General features: G+C 72.9%; 18 protein-coding genes and 1 pseudogene. 10 read left to right on the forward strand and 9 right to left on the reverse strand.

Annotation, left to right across the window (positions count from 1 at the left end; genetic code table 11):
• Positions 1-89 precede the first annotated feature (89 nt).
• Together ACFUJR_RS31635 and ACFUJR_RS31640 are read left to right on the forward strand one after the other, a co-directional pair.
• Complete coding sequence (locus tag ACFUJR_RS31635) at positions 90-1,412, forward strand: erythromycin esterase family protein (RefSeq protein WP_383173107.1); 1,323 nt, start codon at positions 90-92, stop codon at positions 1,410-1,412.
• Positions 1,413-1,523: 111 nt separating this feature from the next.
• Positions 1,524-2,735 carry an alpha/beta hydrolase gene (locus tag ACFUJR_RS31640; protein WP_383173105.1) on the forward strand — a complete coding sequence of 404 codons (1,212 nt, stop codon included), beginning with the start codon at positions 1,524-1,526 and terminating at the stop codon, positions 2,733-2,735.
• Positions 2,736-2,794: 59 nt separating this feature from the next.
• On the opposite strand, the gene ACFUJR_RS31645 is transcribed toward ACFUJR_RS31640, so the two are convergent.
• Positions 2,795-3,160, reverse strand: a complete 366-nt coding sequence (locus ACFUJR_RS31645) for a hypothetical protein (protein WP_383173103.1) — start codon at positions 3,158-3,160, stop codon at positions 2,795-2,797.
• A 123-nt stretch (positions 3,161-3,283) separates the two neighbouring features.
• Between ACFUJR_RS31645 and ACFUJR_RS31650 the strand changes: the two genes are divergently transcribed.
• The 3 genes from ACFUJR_RS31650 (at position 3,284) to ACFUJR_RS31660 (ending at position 5,869) form a co-directional block, all read left to right on the forward strand.
• Positions 3,284-3,895: a hypothetical protein gene (locus ACFUJR_RS31650; protein ID WP_383173101.1), complete on the forward strand. Its 612-nt coding sequence runs from the start codon at positions 3,284-3,286 to the stop codon at positions 3,893-3,895.
• 68 nt (positions 3,896-3,963) lie between these two features.
• Positions 3,964-4,692 (forward strand): 3-keto-5-aminohexanoate cleavage protein, encoded by a 729-nt coding sequence (locus tag ACFUJR_RS31655; RefSeq protein ID WP_383173099.1) that lies wholly within the window; start codon positions 3,964-3,966, stop codon positions 4,690-4,692.
• A 106-nt stretch (positions 4,693-4,798) separates the two neighbouring features.
• Entirely contained in the window at positions 4,799-5,869 is a 1,071-nt protein-coding gene (locus tag ACFUJR_RS31660; RefSeq protein WP_383173097.1) for an RNA ligase (ATP), read from the forward strand.
• A gap of 149 nt (positions 5,870-6,018) precedes the next feature.
• On the opposite strand, the gene soxR is transcribed toward ACFUJR_RS31660, so the two are convergent.
• Complete coding sequence (gene soxR / locus ACFUJR_RS31665; protein WP_383173094.1) at positions 6,019-6,483, reverse strand: redox-sensitive transcriptional activator SoxR; 465 nt, start codon at positions 6,481-6,483, stop codon at positions 6,019-6,021.
• A 101-nt stretch (positions 6,484-6,584) separates the two neighbouring features.
• Between soxR and ACFUJR_RS31670 the strand changes: the two genes are divergently transcribed.
• Entirely contained in the window at positions 6,585-7,046 is a 462-nt protein-coding gene (locus ACFUJR_RS31670; RefSeq protein ID WP_383173092.1) for a MaoC family dehydratase, read from the forward strand.
• Here ACFUJR_RS31670 and ACFUJR_RS31675 read toward each other — a convergent pair.
• From ACFUJR_RS31675 to ACFUJR_RS31685, 3 genes are all read right to left on the reverse strand, one after another.
• A complete protein-coding gene (locus ACFUJR_RS31675; RefSeq protein WP_383173090.1) occupies positions 7,037-7,663 on the reverse strand; it encodes a TetR/AcrR family transcriptional regulator in 627 nt (208 codons plus the stop codon). The genes ACFUJR_RS31670 and ACFUJR_RS31675 overlap by 10 nt on opposite strands.
• A gap of 64 nt (positions 7,664-7,727) precedes the next feature.
• Positions 7,728-8,015 (reverse strand): YiaA/YiaB family inner membrane protein, encoded by a 288-nt coding sequence (locus tag ACFUJR_RS31680; protein ID WP_352189895.1) that lies wholly within the window; start codon positions 8,013-8,015, stop codon positions 7,728-7,730.
• Positions 8,016-8,085: 70 nt separating this feature from the next.
• Positions 8,086-9,237: an acyl-CoA dehydrogenase family protein gene (locus tag ACFUJR_RS31685; RefSeq protein ID WP_383173088.1), complete on the reverse strand. Its 1,152-nt coding sequence runs from the start codon at positions 9,235-9,237 to the stop codon at positions 8,086-8,088.
• Between the two features lie 73 nt (positions 9,238-9,310).
• Here ACFUJR_RS31685 and ACFUJR_RS31690 point away from each other — a divergent pair, with 73 nt between their 5' ends.
• From ACFUJR_RS31690 to ACFUJR_RS31705, 4 genes are read left to right on the forward strand one after another with little or no spacing between them, the layout of a single operon-like run.
• Entirely contained in the window at positions 9,311-9,991 is a 681-nt protein-coding gene (locus ACFUJR_RS31690) for a TetR/AcrR family transcriptional regulator (protein WP_383173086.1), read from the forward strand.
• On the forward strand, positions 9,955-11,337 hold the full coding sequence (locus ACFUJR_RS31695; protein ID WP_383173084.1) for a HEAT repeat domain-containing protein: 1,383 nt from the start codon (positions 9,955-9,957) through the stop codon (positions 11,335-11,337). Before ACFUJR_RS31690 ends, ACFUJR_RS31695 begins: the two co-directional genes overlap by 37 nt.
• Positions 11,338-11,355: 18 nt before the next feature.
• Entirely contained in the window at positions 11,356-12,051 is a 696-nt protein-coding gene (locus ACFUJR_RS31700) for an ArsR/SmtB family transcription factor (RefSeq protein ID WP_383173083.1), read from the forward strand.
• 32 nt (positions 12,052-12,083) lie between these two features.
• Positions 12,084-13,043: a DMT family transporter gene (locus tag ACFUJR_RS31705; protein WP_383173082.1), complete on the forward strand. Its 960-nt coding sequence runs from the start codon at positions 12,084-12,086 to the stop codon at positions 13,041-13,043.
• Here the strand turns inward: ACFUJR_RS31705 and ACFUJR_RS31710 are convergent.
• From ACFUJR_RS31710 to ACFUJR_RS31725, 4 genes and pseudogenes are all read right to left on the reverse strand, one after another.
• The gene (locus ACFUJR_RS31710; RefSeq protein WP_383450976.1) at positions 13,040-14,149 is read right to left on the reverse strand and encodes a zinc-binding dehydrogenase; all 1,110 of its coding nucleotides are present in this window, start codon (positions 14,147-14,149) and stop codon (positions 13,040-13,042) included. The genes ACFUJR_RS31705 and ACFUJR_RS31710 overlap by 4 nt on opposite strands.
• Before the next feature lie 81 nt (positions 14,150-14,230).
• Positions 14,231-15,622, reverse strand: a complete 1,392-nt coding sequence (locus ACFUJR_RS31715) for an aldehyde dehydrogenase family protein (RefSeq protein ID WP_383173081.1) — start codon at positions 15,620-15,622, stop codon at positions 14,231-14,233.
• Positions 15,623-15,747: 125 nt separating this feature from the next.
• Positions 15,748-15,924 carry a hypothetical protein gene (locus ACFUJR_RS31720; RefSeq protein ID WP_383450979.1) on the reverse strand — a complete coding sequence of 59 codons (177 nt, stop codon included), beginning with the start codon at positions 15,922-15,924 and terminating at the stop codon, positions 15,748-15,750.
• A pseudogene (locus ACFUJR_RS31725) lies at positions 15,909-16,007 on the reverse strand (hypothetical protein); the annotation flags it as partial. The gene ACFUJR_RS31720 and the pseudogene ACFUJR_RS31725, both read right to left, overlap by 16 nt.
• Between the last annotated feature and the right edge of the window lie 59 nt (positions 16,008-16,066).

The following is a 16,066-nucleotide window of genomic DNA, read 5'->3' on the forward strand; positions in this document are numbered from 1 at the left end:
TGGGAGCGAAACCCCGCTCACTGCCCCGCTCCGCAGGGGTTTCGTTTCCTCCCCCACCTGAAGGTGGGCGTATCCACGAAAGGACTCAGATGAAGACGTTGACACGACATCGGTTACCGCTGGTGGGGGCGGTCGTGGCGCTCTGCCTCGCCGCCCTCGCTCCCGCCGCGAGCGCGGACACCCGCCCCGCCCCGGACCCCGCCCGTGAACTCGCCCGCACCGCCGTTCCTTTGGGCGACCTGCGGCCGCTGGACCGGATGATCGGTTCGGCCAAGGTCCTCGGGATCGGGGAGGCGACGCACAGCTCGGCCGAGTTCTTCGAGACCAAGCACCGGATCTTCGAGCACCTCGTGGAGAGGAAGGGCTTCACCGCCTTCGCCCTGGAGGCCAACTGGTCGACGGGGCTGCTGATCGACGACTACGTACGCTTCGGCAAGGGCGACCCGCGTCAGATCCTGAAGGACGAGTTCCGACACGCCTACCGCTTCTGGAACACCGAGGAGTACCTGGATCTGATCACCTGGATGCGACAGCACAATCTGCGTCACCCCGGTCACCAGGTGCGGTTCATGGGCAACGACCTCGGCTACGCGGGGCCGAACCTCTTCGACATGGTCACGGACCATGTCGCCCGCGCCCACCCGCGGCTGCTGCCGCGGTTCCAGGAGCTGTACCGGGCCTCGCGGCCGGTCGGCTCCGTCGACTCCTGGATGAACGGGTACCTCGCCAAGCCGCTGGAGGAGCGCCGGCGGATGGCCGCTGACGTGAACCGCGCCCTCGCGCTCCTGGAGCGGCAGAACCCCGGCCGGGCCCCTGAGGCGCACACCTGGACGGTCCAGCACGCCCGGGCGATCGCCCAGGTCGGCACAGAGATGGCGCACGACATGGAGAGTCCCACGGGTATCGCCGACGCGATGCTCTACCGCGACCGGATCATGGCCGAGAACACGGTGTGGTGGCAGCGGCAGACCGGCGACCGGATCGTCCTGTCGGCCCACAACGGGCACGTCGGCTACGAGACGACGGAGCCGGACCAGTACCCGCGCCTCCAGGGCGCCTTCCTGCGCGACGCCCTCGGCCGGGACTACGTCAGCATGGGGGCGTCCTTCGGGCGGGGCTCGTTCAACGCCCATGACACCGGGGCGCCGGGCGAGCCGATCCGGGCGTTCACGGTCGGCCGGCCGGGGGTGGACAGCAGCGCCGAGACCCTGGACCGGGTGTCGCCGCGCCCCTTCTACCTGGACCTGCGTACGGCGACACCCGCCGCCCGGAGGTGGCTGGGGGCGCACCGCCCGGCGTGGCTCATCGGGACCGCGTTCCCGTGGGAGGGGAGCCGGGCGCCGGTCCGGCTGACCACGGCGTACGACCTGCTGGTGCACTTCCCCGAGGTCTCTGCGGCGCGTCTGCGCTGAAAACCTGGCCGTCCCTCCGTGCGCGCAGGATGCTGGCGCGGGAAGAACATCCTCAGCAGCTTCCTCAGGAACTTCCTCAGCACTTCCTCGACGCGGAGGGACGGGCAGAGCATGGCCGGAACAAGTGTGGAGCCCTACCGGGAGATCACCTTCGACAAGGACGGAGACGGGGCGGCCCGGCAGCACGAGACGCTCGCGGCGCTGGCCGCCCAAGGGGTCACGGATCTGGTGATGTTCGCCCACGGGTGGAACAACACCCGGTCCGTGGCCTCACGCCTGTACGCGGCGTTCTTCGCCCCGTTCCCGCAGACCGTGGAGCGGGACGCACACCTGGGGTACGTGGGGGTGATCTGGCCGTCGATGATGTTCTCGGACGAGCCGATCCCCGACTTCGAGTCCGTGGCGGCCGTGCATCCGGGCAAGGAGGCGGTGGTCGAGCGGCTCGCCGCACTGCTCGCCGAACAGCCGGACGACGAGGCGGCCTTCGTCGAGTTCGGCTCTCTGCTCAGGGAGTTGACGGACACCGACGGATCGCGCGGCCTCACGGAGGCCGGGCCGGACGTCCCGGACTTCCTGCTCGCGGACCCGGTCGCCGTGTGCGCGATGTTCGCCGACGCGCTGGAGGAGGCCGAGGGGCCGGGGGGCGTGCCGACCCCACGCGAGGCGTTCGGCGGCCGGCTGACGCGGTTCTGGAAGGGCGCCAAGGAGGCCCTGCGTCAGGCCACGTACTACACGATGAAGCGCCGCTCCGGGACCGTCGGCGAGCGGGGACTCGGCCCCCTGATCGGCGAACTCGCCCGCACCTCCCCCGGGCTGCGGATCCACCTCGTCGGACACAGCATGGGCGCCCGGCTCGTCTCGTACGCCCTGCGCGGACTGCCCGCCGGGGCGCGGAACGTGGCATCGGTGACGCTGCTCCAAGGGGCCTTCTCGCACTACGCGTTCGCGGCCAGCCTCCCGCACGAACCGGGCCGGGGCGGCGCGCTGCGCGATCTGCAGCGACGGGTCGACGGGCCCGTGGTCGCCTGCTACTCGCGCCACGACACGGCCCTGCGGGTGTTCTACCCCCTGGCCTCGCGGCTGGCCAGGGACGCCGACTCGCTGCTGGCGAGCGACAGGCGCTGGGGGGCGATCGGTCACGACGGCGTCCAGGCGGTCCCGGGCACGCGCTCGGCGACCCTGGCGGCGGCGCTGCGCGACGGCGTCCCGGCATCCGGCTGTGTGAGCGTCGACGCGGCTGCCGTGGTCGGTGAGCACAGCGACATCTGCCACGCGGAGCTGGCCCGGCTGGTGGCGGCGGCGGGACGGTTCGGGGGACGGTAGGTCAGGCAGGACGGTTCGGGGGACGGTAGGTCAGGCAGGACGGTTCGGGGGACGGCAGGTCAGGTCGCCCGCACGGCGGCACAGCGGGCCCGCGCGATGAGCCGTTCCATCGTCTCCACCGGCAGCGAGGGGTGGGCGGCGAGTTCCCGTACCGCGGACTCCGGTGCGATCCCGGCCTGGGCGGCGGCCGACAGGAGGTCGGGGTCGTCGCGGGGCACGTCGGCCCAGGGGATCCGGCCGTTCCCGACGAGCGTCCAGAGGTCCACGTCGTCGTGGGCGAGGAGGGCGAGGGCCCGGGCCCCGGTGAGGTCGTCGCGGAGTGCCAGAAGAAGGCGGACGTCCTCGTCACCGGCCTCCGCCGGCGCCGGGAAGAGCCTTCCCGGCAGCGCCGGACTGGCCGCGAGACCCGCCAGAACGTCCTGCAACCGATCTCCCCCGTGCGCCTCTGATGGCTCCCATCGAATTTTCGATGGAACACGGAGGGGTACTCGTTCGTCCATTCCATAACGTCCTTGACGCCGAAGTACCAGCGACGGAGGTGCGGAGCGATGGCGGGTTTCCGGAGTCTTGCGAGACAGGTGCGCGATCCCGGGAGTGACACGGCGCTGCGGAGGTACTCGCTGCGCAAGTGCCTGGAGCGGTTCGCCCCTTACGGGCACCGCGCGACCTGGGACCACCTGTGCCGCAGGCACGGGTTCGGGCCCGAGGACAGGGAGCTCGATCCGGGGCGGCTGGTGGCCGCGCTGGAGGAGCTGGAGGAGGCGCGGGCGGTCTGGCTCGCGTACGAGAAGGAGTTCGCGGCGCGTCGGCGGCGCGAGAAGCACGAGGGCCTGCGCCGGCCGGGCGCGCTGGACGACTGGCACCGGCGGACGTGGGGCGGCAACGGGGTGGCGCGGTGTGACGATCCGGCCGTGCACCCGACGGAGCCGCTGGCCGAGGTGTTGCGGCGGTTGATCGCCGCGCTGGAGTCCGCGCCCGGGGAGCACTGCCCGGTGTGCGCGGGGACCCGGATCGAATGGCGGCCGGACCTGGTGGACGAGCCGTGGTTCGGCCCGGTGTGCGCGGACTGCGGCGTGGTCGTGCCGCGGGCGGTACTGACAGCGGGTGCGCCGGCGCGAACTCGGGGAGAGTCTCTGCTCACTCTGGCGTCGGTGGCCTAGCGACGGTGGAGGACGAGACGCGGGGGCAACGGGGGATTCGCGGGCAACGGGGGCAACGGGGGCCCGCGTTGACGCAGGTGTGTCTGAACGGGACCCGGGGGCCGGGTGACTCCGCGGCCGTGCCGATGTCACCGGGCACCATGGCGGAGTCGGCGGCGCGGGCCGTCGCGGCCGGGGCGCGCGACGTCCACGTGCACCCCAGGACGCCGTGCGGCGGCGACACCCTGTCGCCCCGGGTCCTCTCGGTGACGCTGGCGGCGTTGCGGGGGGCGGTCGGCGTCCCGGTGAGTGTGACGACGGGCGCGTGGGCCGAGCCCGATCCCGTACGGCGGGTGGAGCGCGTCCGGGCCTGGACGGACCTGCCCGACCACGCCTCGGTGAACTGGCACGAGCCGGGCGCGGAGGAACTCGCGGCCCTGCTCCTGGAGCGCGGGGTGGGCGTGGAGGCGGGGCTCTGGTCGGGCACGGACGGACCGGAGCGGTTCCTCCGTTCACCCCTGGGACCGCGGGTGCTGCGGGTCCTCGCGGAGGTCACCGATCCCGACCCCACGACCGCGCGGTCCACGGCACGTTCCCTCCTCGCGGACCTCGGCACGGCCCACGGCCGGCCGGTCCTCCTCCACGGCGAACAAGGCGGCGCGTGGCCGGTCCTGCGGCTCGCCCGCCGCCTCGGCCTGGCCACCCGCATCGGCCTGGAGGACACGCTCGTCCTGCCGGACGGCTCCCGCGCGGACTCCAACGCCCAACTGGTCGCCGCCGCACTCGTGATGGCCGTCTCCGAGGGCGACTCCGCGTAGCCGAAGGGCGCGACGCTACCAGAGCGGAAATCCGGTGGCCCACCCGAATTCCCTTCCCGCACAGTGTCCGGCGTGAGAACGACACCCGAGTCACCGGAGAACTGACATGTCGACGCTGCGCGTCACCGCCGAAACCCTGGCCGTCCACGCCCATCCCAACGCCGACGCGCTCGAACTGGCCCAGGTGGGTCTGTACCGGGCCGTCGTCGCGAAGGGCGCGTACCGCAGCGGTGACGTCGCCGTCTACATTCCGGAGCAGGCCGTACTGCCGACCGCTCTCGTCGACGAGCTGGGGCTGACCGGACGGCTCGCCGGGAAGGCGTCCGACCGGGTCAAGGCGGTGCGTCTGCGCGGGGAGTTGTCGCAGGGGATCGTGTGCCGGCCGAAGGCGCTGGCAGACGTCGACCTGGCCGCGGCGGCCGCCGAGGGGACCGACTTCGCCGAGCTTCTCGGCATCACGAAGTGGGTGCCGCCGATCCCGCCGACGATGAGCGGGGACGTGGAGGTGGCGCCCGACCTGCTGCCCTGGGTCGACATCGAGAACCTCCAGCGGTATCCGGACATCTTCGAGCCCGGCGAGCCGGTGGTCCTGACCGAGAAGCTGCACGGCACGGCCTGTCTCACCACGTACTCCGCCGGGGACGGCCGCGTCCAGGTCTCCTCCAAGGGCTTCGGAGCCAAGGGTCTCGCGCTCCAGGAGGACCCGCGGAACCTCTACTGGCGGGCCGTCCACGGCCATGGCGTACCGGCCGTGGCGGCGCGGCTCGCCGCCCGCCTCGGGGCGCGCCGGGTCGGACTGTTCGGTGAGGTGTACGGGGCCGGTGTGCAGGACCTCGGCTACGGCGCGAACGCCCGCGGCGAGCAGGTCGGTTACGCGGTCTTCGACGTGTCGGCCGAGATCGACGGCCAGGTCCGGTGGCTGGACCCGGCCGAGGTCCTGGAGGCCGGCGAGCTGCCGCTCGTACCGCGGCTGTACACGGGGCCGTACGACCTGGACGTCGTCGTCGGCCTTGCGAGCGGCCGGGAGACCGTGTCCGGGCGTGATCTCCATCTGCGGGAGGGCGTCGTGATCCGCCCGGTGACGGAGCGGTACAGCCCGGTCGTGGGCGGCCGCGCGATCGCCAAGGCGGTCAGCCCGGCGTATCTGACCCGCAAGGGCGGCACCGAGTACGAGTGACCGCCACGAAGGACCGAGGGGCCCGTCCACGGGGGTGGCGGGCCCCTCTTCGTACGCCGGGACGGGCCGCGGGCCCATTGAGCGGGACCGTGCGCCGCCGGGACCGGCCGGGACCGTGAGCCGCCGGGACCGGCCTGGAGCCGCCGGGCCTACTTCTCGCGGCGCTCCCCCATCAGCCGCGAACCGGTGAGGCTCTCACCGATCGCGTCGTCCGGGTTGGACAGGACGCAGTTCCGCAGCGACAGACAGCCGCAGCCGATGCAGTCGGTCAGATGGTCCCTCAGCCGTCCGAGCTGGTTGATCCGCTCGTCCAGCTCCGTGCGCCACGCCGCCGAGAGCCGCGCCCAGTCCTCCTTGGTGGGCGTGCGCTCCTCGGGGAGTTCGGAGAGGGCGACGCGGATGGTCGCCAGGGGGATGCCGACGCGCTGCGCGGCCCGGATGAAGGCGACCCGCCGGAGCGTGTCACGGCCGTACCGGCGCTGGTTGCCACTGGTACGGCGGCTGGTGATCAGGCCCTTGGACTCGTAGAAGTGCAGGGCCGACACCGCGGCGCCGCTTCGCGCGGACACCTGGCCGACGGTGAGTTCATGGATCTTCTCTGGAATCTGCGGCACCCCTCGAACCCTACTGTCCGTTGACAGCGGGCCCCCCACCCCACATGCTGAGCAAGCGCTTAGAAACAGGAGTCACAGGTTCACGAAGGGACGAGCGAGACATGGCTGAGCCGAGGATCTTCACCTCTGCCGAGGAGCTGCGCGCCGCGGTCGGCGAACCGCTGGGGCACAGCGACTGGCTGGAGATCGAGCAGAAGCGGATCGATCTGTTCGCCGACGCCACCGGTGACCACCAGTGGATCCACGTGGACCCGGAGCGGGCGGCCTCCGGGCCGTTCGGGAAGACCATCGCGCACGGCTATCTGACGCTGTCGCTGCTGCCGACGCTGGTGCCGCAGATCATGCGCGTCGAGGGCATGAAGATGGGCCTCAACTACGGCACCGACAAGGTCCGCTTCCCCTCCCCCGTACCGGTCGGCTCGCGGCTGCGCGCGGGCGCCGTCCTGACCGAGGTGCGGGAGGCGGGCGGCGGGGTGCAGGTCACGGCGACCGTGACGGTGGAGCGCGAGGGCGGCGACAAGCCGGTCTGCGTCGCCGAGTCGGTCTCCCGCTACTACTTCTGAGCGCCGACCATCCGCAGCACGAGGTCGGCGTAGAGCGCGCCGACCTCGTCCGGCGTCCGGCGGCCCCGGACGTTGAACCAGCGCGACACGTCGATGCAGAGGGAGAGCACGGCGACGGTCGTGCCCGGCACGTCCGGCACGTCGAACTCGCCCGCCGCCACGCCCTCGTCGATGATCCTGCGCACGGTCGCGTCGGACTCGCGGCGCAGCGCCACGATCTCGGTGCGGTGCTCGGGGCCGAGGGCGTCGAGTTCGTACTGGACGACCCGCGCGGTGGTGTGGCGCTCGGCGTGCCAGCGCACGAAGGACCGTACGGCGTCGGCCAGCCGCTCGCCCGCCGTCCCCTCGCCGTCGGCGGCGGCCCGGAGGATCTCCAGGGCCTTGTCGTGACCGATGCGGCTGATCCGGTGGAGCAGCTCTTCCTTGGTCTTGTAATGGATGTAGAGCGCGGCCGGGCTCATGCCGGCGCGGCCGGCGATGTCCCGGGTGGTGGTGGCGTGGTAACCGCGCTCGGCGAACGCCTCGACGGCCGCGACGAGCAGCCGCCTGGCCGCCTCGGGCGTGACCTCGCCCCACGACGCGTCCGTGCCGCCGGGCGTCTCCTCAGCGACGCTCATCGTTCGCCCCTTCTCCAACCGTCAGGACGAACACCATACAACGAAGCTGAGCAAGCGCTTAGGCTCAGAGCTTCTGGAAGGGGTCGTGCTCCGCGAGGAGCTTCTCCAGCCGGGCCTGGTCGACCCGGCTGACGATCTGCCCCGCCTCCTGCCGGTCGCGGACGACCTTGGCGAGGGTGAAGGCTGACGTCGTGAGGTAGAGGACGGCGATGGCGAGGAAGGCGCGGACCCAGGCGTCGGCGTCCAGCTGGTAGACGCCGATCGCCACGGCCGCGAGGGCGAGGCCGAAGGAGATGACGGCCTGCAGGTGGTAGGCGGCCGTGTTCTGCTGCTTGACCGGTGTGTCGCTCATGACGACAGGATCGGGCGGATGTGGCGCCCGCCACATCCGCCCGGATACTCAGCCGCGTCCGGCGAGGTACTCAGAACGCCGACACGCCCGTGAGCGCCCGCCCGATGATCAGCTTCTGGATCTGGCTCGTGCCCTCGTACAGCGTCATCACGCGCGCGTCACGGAGCAGCTTCCCGACCGGATACTCGTCGATGTAGCCGTACCCGCCGAAGACCTGCAGTGCGTTGTTCGCGGCGCGGACGGCCGCTTCGGAGGCGAACAGCTTGGCCTGGGAGGCCGCGGTGGCGAAGTCCAGGCCGCGGTCGACGAGATCGGCGACGCGCCAGGTCAGCAGGCGGGCGGCGTCCACGTCGACGGCGATGTCGCTGATCAGCTCCTGCACCAGCTGGTACGAGGCGATGGACTTGCCGAACTGCTCCCGCTCCCCGGCGTACCGCACGGCCGCGTCGAGGGCCGCCTGCGCGATGCCGACACAGCCGGCCGCGACCGACATCCGCCCCTTGGCGAGGGCGGACATGGCGACGGAGAAGCCCTTGCCCTCGGGGCCCAGCATCGCGGTGGCGGGGACGCGGACATCCTCCAGGACCAGTTCGGCGGTGGCCTGGCCGCGCAGGCCGAGCTTGCCGTGGATGGTGCGGCGGGTGAGGCCGGGGGTGTCCGCGGGGACGAGGAACGCGGAGACGCCCTGGTGGCCGGGGGTGTCGCCGGTACGCGCGAAGAGCAGGACGACGTCGGCCCAGGTGCCGTTGGTGATGAACATCTTCGAGCCGTTGACGACGTAGCAGTCGCCGTCGCGTACGGCCCTGGTGGAGAGGTTCCCCGCGTCCGAACCGGTGCCCGGCTCGGTCAGCCCGAAGCAGCCGAGGGCGTCGCCGGAGGTGAGCCGGGGCAGCCAGGCGCGCTTCTGCTCCTCGGTGCCCCAGGAGGCGATGGTCTTGGTGACGAGGCCCAGCGAGACGGAGACGATGCCGCGGACGGAGGAGTCGCCGCGGCCGAGCTCCTCGGTGACGAGGCAGTACGAGAGATGGTCGCCGCCCGAGCCGCCGTACTCCTCCGGGACGGTCAGGCCGAGGAAGCCGACGGCCCCGAGCTTCTTCACGATCGACCGGTCGACGTTCTCGCTCCGGTCCCAGGCGACCACGTGCGGGGCGACCTCGCGCGCGACGAAGTCCTCGGCGAGCCGTCGTACGGCTTCCTGCTCCTCGCTGAGCTCCAGGTTCACTACGCCACCGACCTTCGGGGAAGACTTTAATTAGCACTGCTAGTTTCTACTGCGCAGGCCTACTATGTGCGCCATGGCCCGACCGAGCAAGCCCCTTCTGAGCAGAGAACGCATCGTCGAGGCGGCGAGCGCGCTCGTGGACGCGGAGGGCCTCGCGGCCGTCTCGACGCGACGACTCGCGGCCGAGCTGGGGGTGAGCGGGCCGTCCCTCTACAACCACTTCCGCACCAAGGACGAGATCCTCGACGCGGTCGCCGACGCCGTCAGCGCGAAAGTCGATCTGTCGATGTTCGCGGCGGGCGACGGCCGCGACTGGCGTACGGCCCTGCACGAGTGGGCGGTCTCCTACCGCGCCGCCCTCGCCGACCACCCCCACATCGTCCCCGTCCTGGCCCAGGGCCCGGGCCGCCGCCCGGCGGGTCTGAAGGTCGCCGACGCGGTCTTCGGAGCGATGGTCCGGGCGGGCTGGCCACCGGCCCAGGCGACCTACATCGGCGCGCTGATGCGCTACTTCGTCACGGGCTCGGCCCTCGGCTCCTTCGCCCGCGGCTTCGTCGACGACGAGACGGCCTACGACCCCGCCGACTACCCTCACCTCGGCCAGGCCCACCTCCTCGCGGAACACCGCCAGAAGGTCGACGAGGGCGCCTTCGAGACGGGCCTGAGGGCGCTGCTCGACGGGTTGGCGATGCAGTACGAGACGGGGGTACGGGGAGCATGGACGGCCAGACAGGAGACGCCGAGCGGCTCGTAGCGGCAGCACGGGACGGGGACGCGGAGGCGGTCCGCGCCCTGGTGGAGGCGGGCGCGGATCCCGACGCCCGGACCGAGGACGGACTGCCCGTCCTCTGCGCGGCGGTGGCGGCGTACGACGCCGAGACCGCCCGCGCGCTCGTGGCGGGCGGCGCGAACCCGGACCGGGAGCTGCCGGACGGCACCACGCCGCTGTGCCGCGCGATCGACGGCGGGTCCCCCGCGGTCTTCGACGCGACCCTGGGGCAAGAACCCCGGCTCCGGCTCCCTCAGACCGCGCGGGAGCGGCTCCTCGCCCGGGCTCGCCGCTGGCACGAGGCCGGGGCGGAGGCCGAACTCCGGCGCGTGACGGGCTCGTCCGCCCCCGCGCGGACGGCCCATGTCATGGACGACGACGAGACCCTGGTGAGGCAGGTGACCCTCGCCGGACGGACCGTGCGGGACGGTCACAGCGCGATCCTGACTGCGCTGGAGTGGGCGTTCCGTGTGTTGACCCCCGTGGACGAGCTGGTGGCACGGGCGGTGGCGGACCCGGGCGCGGACCGGGACCACATCGGCGCGGGCTGGTGGGCGGCGAAGTGGGTGCTGAACGAGCGGCGCAGCCGCGAGACGTTCTCGGCGGTCGCGACCTACCGCCGTCACCCGGACCGGGCCCACCGCCGCTTCGCGGTCGACGTCCTGTGGAGCGTCTCCGTCTTCCGGTGGAGCCATCGCAACTCCTACGAGAAGGAGACCGTGGAACTCCTCTCCGACTGGGCCCTGGAGGAACCGGACGCCGATGTCCTCACGCAGATCCTGAACACCCTCAATCACCTGGACCACCCCGGCCACGAGGAGCTCGGACTGCGGTTCGCCGGCCACGCGCACCCATCGGTCCGGGCCGAGGCTGCGTACGCCCTGATCGACGACGAGACCCCCGTCACCACGGCGGCCCGCGCGGCGCTGCTCGGCCTGACCGGCGACCCCGACGCCGTGGTCCGCGCCGCGGCCGGTGACGTGCTGGCCCAGAAGCACGATCTCTCCGACGAGGTCACCGGCGCCCTGCTCGCCCTCGTCGCGGACCGGGACGGCGACGTGCGCCGCAGGGCCGCGGCGGCGCTCGCCACGGGCCGGGACCGGTCGCCCGCGGCCGCCGCGGCCCTGTGGGCGCTGCTCGACGAGGACGATCCGTCGCTGCGCCTGGAGGGCGCCTTCGGCCTGGCCCGGCGCGACGACCCCCGGACCGAGGAGGCGTACCGGCGGGTGGGAACGCTGGTGGGCCCCGAATTCGAGCACGATCACCGGCCCACGGAACTGCTCCACCACCGGTGGCGCATGGCGGACCGTTCGGCCAACGCCGAAACGTGAGTGCGGGACCCTGGGGCCATGGCATCCGAAGACCTCGCCGCACTCGCCGCACTCTTCGCCGACGAGACCCGCGCCGCGTTCGTCCTCGCCCTGCTCGACGGGCGGGCGTGGACCGCAGGCGAACTCGCCCGGCACGCGCGCGTGGCGCCGTCCACCGCCAGTGAACACCTGGGGAAGCTCGTCGCGGGAGGGGTGCTCGCCCAGGAGCGACAGGGGCGGCACCGGTACGTGCGGCTCGCCGACCCCGGGATCGCGCATCTCGTCGAGGACCTGGCCGCCCGCTCCGAGCCCGCCCGGAAGGACCCGCCGCACTCGCTGCGGGCGGCGAGCGTGGGGCACGCGATGGCGCGGGGGCGCACCTGTTACGACCATCTCGCGGGGCGGCTCGGGATCACGATCACCGAGGCCATGACCGTGCGCGGACTGCTGCGCCAGGACACCGGGTTCGCCCTCACCGACGCGGGCGTGGCGTGGTTCGGTGAGCAGGACATCGCGCTGGTCCCGACGGGCCGGCGGCCGGTCGCCCGCGGCTGTCTCGACCGGACCGAGCGCAGGCCGCATCTGGCGGGGGTGGCGGGCGCCGCGCTCTGCCGGCACGCGCTCGACGCCGGCTGGTGCGTACGGATCGGGTCGGAGCGTGCCGTGAAGGTGACCTCCGAGGGCGAGCGGGCCCTCCAGCGGGTCCTGGGCATCGAGCCGGCGACAGTGCGGTGACCGCCGAAGTGTCCAGGGCCTACGGTCGCCCCATGACCGACTCCCCCGCCACCTCGCGCCTGGCGCTCGCCGCCGCCGGTGTCACCGTCGTCCTGTGGGCCTCCGCCTTCGTCTCGATCCGCAGCGCCGGGGAGGCCTACTCCCCCGGCGCGCTGGCCCTCGGCCGGCTGCTCTCCGGGGCGCTCGTCCTCGGGGCAGTCCTGCTGGTCCGGCGCGAAGGGCTGCCGCCCCGGGCGGCCTGGCCGGGGATCACGGTGTCCGGCCTCCTCTGGTTCGGTGCGTACATGGTGGCCCTCAACTGGGGCGAGCAGGAGGTCGACGCGGGCACTGCCGCGATGGTCGTGAACATCGGGCCCATCCTCATCGCCCTGCTGGGCGCCCGGTTCCTCGGCGAGAAGCTGCCGCCCCGGCTGCTGGCGGGCATGGCGGTGTCCTTCGCCGGCGCGGTCGCCGTGGGGCTCTCGATGTCGGGCGAGGGCCACGCCTCGGTGCTCGGCGTCGGGCTCTGCCTCCTCGCGGCGGTCGCGTACGCGGGTGGTGTCGTCGCGCAGAAGCCCGCCCTGGCGCACGGGAGCGCCCTTCAGGTCACCGCCTTCGGGTGCCTGGTGGGTGCGGTGGCCTGTCTGCCGTTCGTCGGACAGCTGGTCGACGAGGCGGCGAGCGCGCCGGTCTCGGCGACCCTGAACATGGTCTACCTCGGCGTGTTCCCGACCGCCCTGGCCTTCACGACCTGGGCCTACGCCCTCGCCCGTACGACCGCCGGCCGGATGGGCGCGACGACGTACGCCGTGCCCGCGCTGGTCGTCCTCATGGCCTGGGTGTTCCTCGGCGAGCTGCCGGGCCTGCTCACGCTCGCGGGCGGGGCGCTGTGCCTCGCGGGCGTCGCCGTCTCGCGCTCCCGGCCGAAGCCCCCGTCCAGGACTCCGGCCGAGGGCGTCGAGACCACGACGTTGCCCGGTGAGCGGACGTCCGGCTGGAAGACGTCCGGTTAGAAGGCTTCTGGCTGGACGACGTCCGGCTGGAAGACGACGAGCGCCCGGCCGCCCTTGCCCGCGATCATGTTCTCGAAGGCGCCCGGGATGCCGTCCAGGGTGATGCGTTCGGTGACCAGCGCACTGAGGTCGAGGCGGCCGGCCCGGATGTGCTCGGCGAGGACGGGCAGGTCCGCGGCCGGGTCGGAGTTTCCGTACACGCAGCCGGACAGGGTCCGGCCCCAGTGGAAGAGTTCCAGGGCGTTGAAGGTGACCTGCTGGTCCTTTCCGCCGATGCCGACGACCGTGGTGCGGCCGCCGCGCCGTGTGGAGTCCCAGGCGGTACGGATCGTGGCGGCGCGGCCCACGCACTCGACGGCCACGTCGGCGCCGTGGCCGCCCGTCAGCTTCCGGATCTCCCTGGCAGTAGTCGCGGACGCGACAACGCGCTCGGTCGCTCCGGCGGCCCGCGCCAGGGCCTCCTTCTCGGGCGAGACGTCGACCGCGATGATCGGCGAGGCGCCCGCGATCCGGGCGGCCTGGAGGGTGGCGAGGCCCACGCCGCCGACGCCGTACACGACGACGGACTCGCCCTGCCGTACCCGCGCCGAGTGGTGGACCGCGCCCCACCCGGTGAGGACGGCGCAGCCGAGGAGGGCCGCGTCGGTCAGCGGGACCCCGTCCGGGACCGGCAGCACGCAGTTCGCCGCGACCACGGTCTCCTCGGCGAAGGCGGCCACGTTGAGACCCGGGTGGAGCCCGGTCCCGTCCTCGGTCTCGGCGTACACGCTCCCGGCGCCGGTCAGCGCGTCGGCGCAGAGCCAGACCTCGCCGAGCGAGCAGGCGTGGCAGGCGCCGCAGGACGGCGCCCAGTTGAGGACGACACCGTCGCCGGGGGCGACATGCGTGACGCCCTCGCCGACGGAGACGACCGTGCCGGCGCCCTCGTGCCCGAGGACGGCCGGGACGGGCACCCTCATGGTGCCGTTGGAGAGGGACAGGTCGGAGTGGCAGACCCCCGCGGCGGCGAGGCGGATCCGGACCTGGCCGGGACCTGGTTCGGGCAGTCGGATGCCGGCTATCTCCAGCGGAGAGCCGACGGCGGGCAGGAAGGCGGCGCGGACCACGCTCATGACGCGTCTTGCTCCTCAGGGACTCGGAACAGGCTCGTAACGGCCCCGAAGGGCTGGGAAACGGCTCGGAAGGACTCAGAACTGGAGGGACTTGGTCTGGAGGTACTCGGAGAGGCCGTGCGCGCCGAGTTCGCGCCCCACGCCGGACTGCTTGTAACCGCCGAACGGCGCCAGCGGGTTGAAGCGGCCGCCGTTGATGTCGACCTGGCCCGTCTCCATGCGGCGGGCGAAGGCGACGGCGGCCTCCGGTTCGCCCCAGACTGCGCCCGCGAGCCCGTACACGGTCCCGTTGGCGATGGCGAGGGCCTCGTCCTCGTCCTCGTACCGCAGGAGGGAGACGACCGGGCCGAAGATCTCCTCCTGCGCGATGGTCATGCCCGGGGTGACGTCGGCGAAGACGGTCGGGGAGACGTAGTAACCGGTCTCGCGCGGGGCCTCCGGGCCGCCGGCGACGATCCGGGCGCCCTCCTCGACGCCCTTCTCGATGTAGCCGCGCACGCGCTGCTGCTGCTTCGCGTTGACGAGCGGGCCGACGCGCTCGCCGGGGACGTACCTGGCGACGGCCTCGGCCGCCAGCGCCACCGCCTCGTCGTACCGGTCGGCGGGAACGAGCATCCGGGTCCACGCGCTGCACGTCTGGCCGGAGTTGGCCATGACGTTGGCGATGCCGACGGCGACGGCCTTGCCGAGGTCGGCGCTCGGCAGGATGACGTTGGCGGACTTGCCGCCGAGTTCCAGGGCGACCCGCTTGACCGCGCCGCCCGCGAGGGCGCCGATCCGCCTGCCGACGGCCGTGGAGCCGGTGAAGGAGACGAGGTCGACGTCCTCGTGCTCGGCGAGCGCCTGGCCGGCGACCGGGCCGAGGCCGGTGACGAGGTTGAAGACGCCGGCCGGGATGCCGGCCGCGTGGACGGTCTCGGCGAACAGCTGGGCGGTCAGCGGGGTGTCCTCGGCGGGCTTGAGGACGACCGTGCAGCCGGCGGCGAGCGCGGGGGCGACCTTGGCGACGATCTGGTGGAGCGGGTAGTTCCACGGGGTGATCGCGCCGACCACGCCGACCGGCTCGGAGTAGACCGTGGAGTTGCCGACCTTCTCCTCGAACGAGTGGGCGGCGGCGAGCTCGGCGTACGTACCGGCGACGGCGATGGGCAGACCGGCGTGGACGGCGGCGGCGAACTGCGGCGGCGCGCCCAGCTCGGCGGTGACCGTGGCGGCGATCTCCTCGGCGCGGGCGGCGAGACCGTCTCGGAGCGCGCCGATCAGCTTGGCACGCTCAGCGGGCGGGGTGGCGGCCCAGCCGGGGAAGGCGGTTCGGGCGGCACGTACGGCGGCGTCGACGTCCTCGGCGGTCCCGGCCGGCACATGGCCGATGATCTGCTCGTCCGCCGGATTGACCACCGGGATGGTGTCCGTGGACGCGGCGGGACGCCACTCCCCGCCGATGTACATCGCGTCGTGGCTCTTCATCCGCTACTCCCTCGGTCCTTCGTGGCTGCGGTCCTGCAGAGGGGACCCAAACTAGCGCTGATAGTTTTTTGGCGCCAGAGCCGACGTGCGCACCGGCTCCGCTCCGACCGCCGCCGCGGCCGGTTTCAGAAGTCGGCCCGGGCCGGCTCGTCGAGCCGGGCGACGGACTCCTGCCCGTAGGTCTTCCGGTACGCCTCGCCGACCTCCTCGACCCGTGGATCGTGGAGCCGCGCCTCCGACGCCGGTGGAGCAGGATCAGCTCGTACGAACGCTCCCGCTCGATGGTGCCGTCGGCGTCGCACCACTGTCCACGCCCGTTCCGGACAGTCAGGCCCCGCCGGGAACCCGGGCGTCGCCTTGCGGTCGACCGGGCCCGTTCCGCCACCGCCGCGCGTTCCCTCGCGAAACGACCGCAAGCGGGGGCGCGCCGGAGAGGCGCGGGCG

The organism is Streptomyces sp. NPDC057271, assembly GCF_042668715.1.
Classification (GTDB): Bacteria; Actinomycetota; Actinomycetes; order Streptomycetales; family Streptomycetaceae; genus Streptomyces.

Excerpts from the sequence above, each read along its gene's own strand:
- ACFUJR_RS31635 (WP_383173107.1), top strand. The coding sequence starts at position 90 with ATGAAGACGTTGACACGACATCGGTTACCGCTGGTGGGGGCGGTCGTG.
- ACFUJR_RS31640 (WP_383173105.1), top strand. The coding sequence starts at position 1,524 with ATGGCCGGAACAAGTGTGGAGCCCTACCGGGAGATCACCTTCGACAAG.
- ACFUJR_RS31650 (WP_383173101.1), top strand. The coding sequence starts at position 3,284 with ATGGCGGGTTTCCGGAGTCTTGCGAGACAGGTGCGCGATCCCGGGAGT.
- ACFUJR_RS31660 (WP_383173097.1), top strand. The coding sequence starts at position 4,799 with ATGTCGACGCTGCGCGTCACCGCCGAAACCCTGGCCGTCCACGCCCAT.
- ACFUJR_RS31670 (WP_383173092.1), top strand. The coding sequence starts at position 6,585 with ATGGCTGAGCCGAGGATCTTCACCTCTGCCGAGGAGCTGCGCGCCGCG.
- ACFUJR_RS31675 (WP_383173090.1), bottom strand. The coding sequence starts at position 7,663 with ATGAGCGTCGCTGAGGAGACGCCCGGCGGCACGGACGCGTCGTGGGGC.
- ACFUJR_RS31680 (WP_352189895.1), bottom strand. The coding sequence starts at position 8,015 with ATGAGCGACACACCGGTCAAGCAGCAGAACACGGCCGCCTACCACCTG.
- ACFUJR_RS31690 (WP_383173086.1), top strand. The coding sequence starts at position 9,311 with ATGGCCCGACCGAGCAAGCCCCTTCTGAGCAGAGAACGCATCGTCGAG.
- ACFUJR_RS31695 (WP_383173084.1), top strand. The coding sequence starts at position 9,955 with ATGGACGGCCAGACAGGAGACGCCGAGCGGCTCGTAGCGGCAGCACGG.
- ACFUJR_RS31700 (WP_383173083.1), top strand. The coding sequence starts at position 11,356 with ATGGCATCCGAAGACCTCGCCGCACTCGCCGCACTCTTCGCCGACGAG.
- ACFUJR_RS31705 (WP_383173082.1), top strand. The coding sequence starts at position 12,084 with ATGACCGACTCCCCCGCCACCTCGCGCCTGGCGCTCGCCGCCGCCGGT.
- ACFUJR_RS31715 (WP_383173081.1), bottom strand. The coding sequence starts at position 15,622 with ATGAAGAGCCACGACGCGATGTACATCGGCGGGGAGTGGCGTCCCGCC.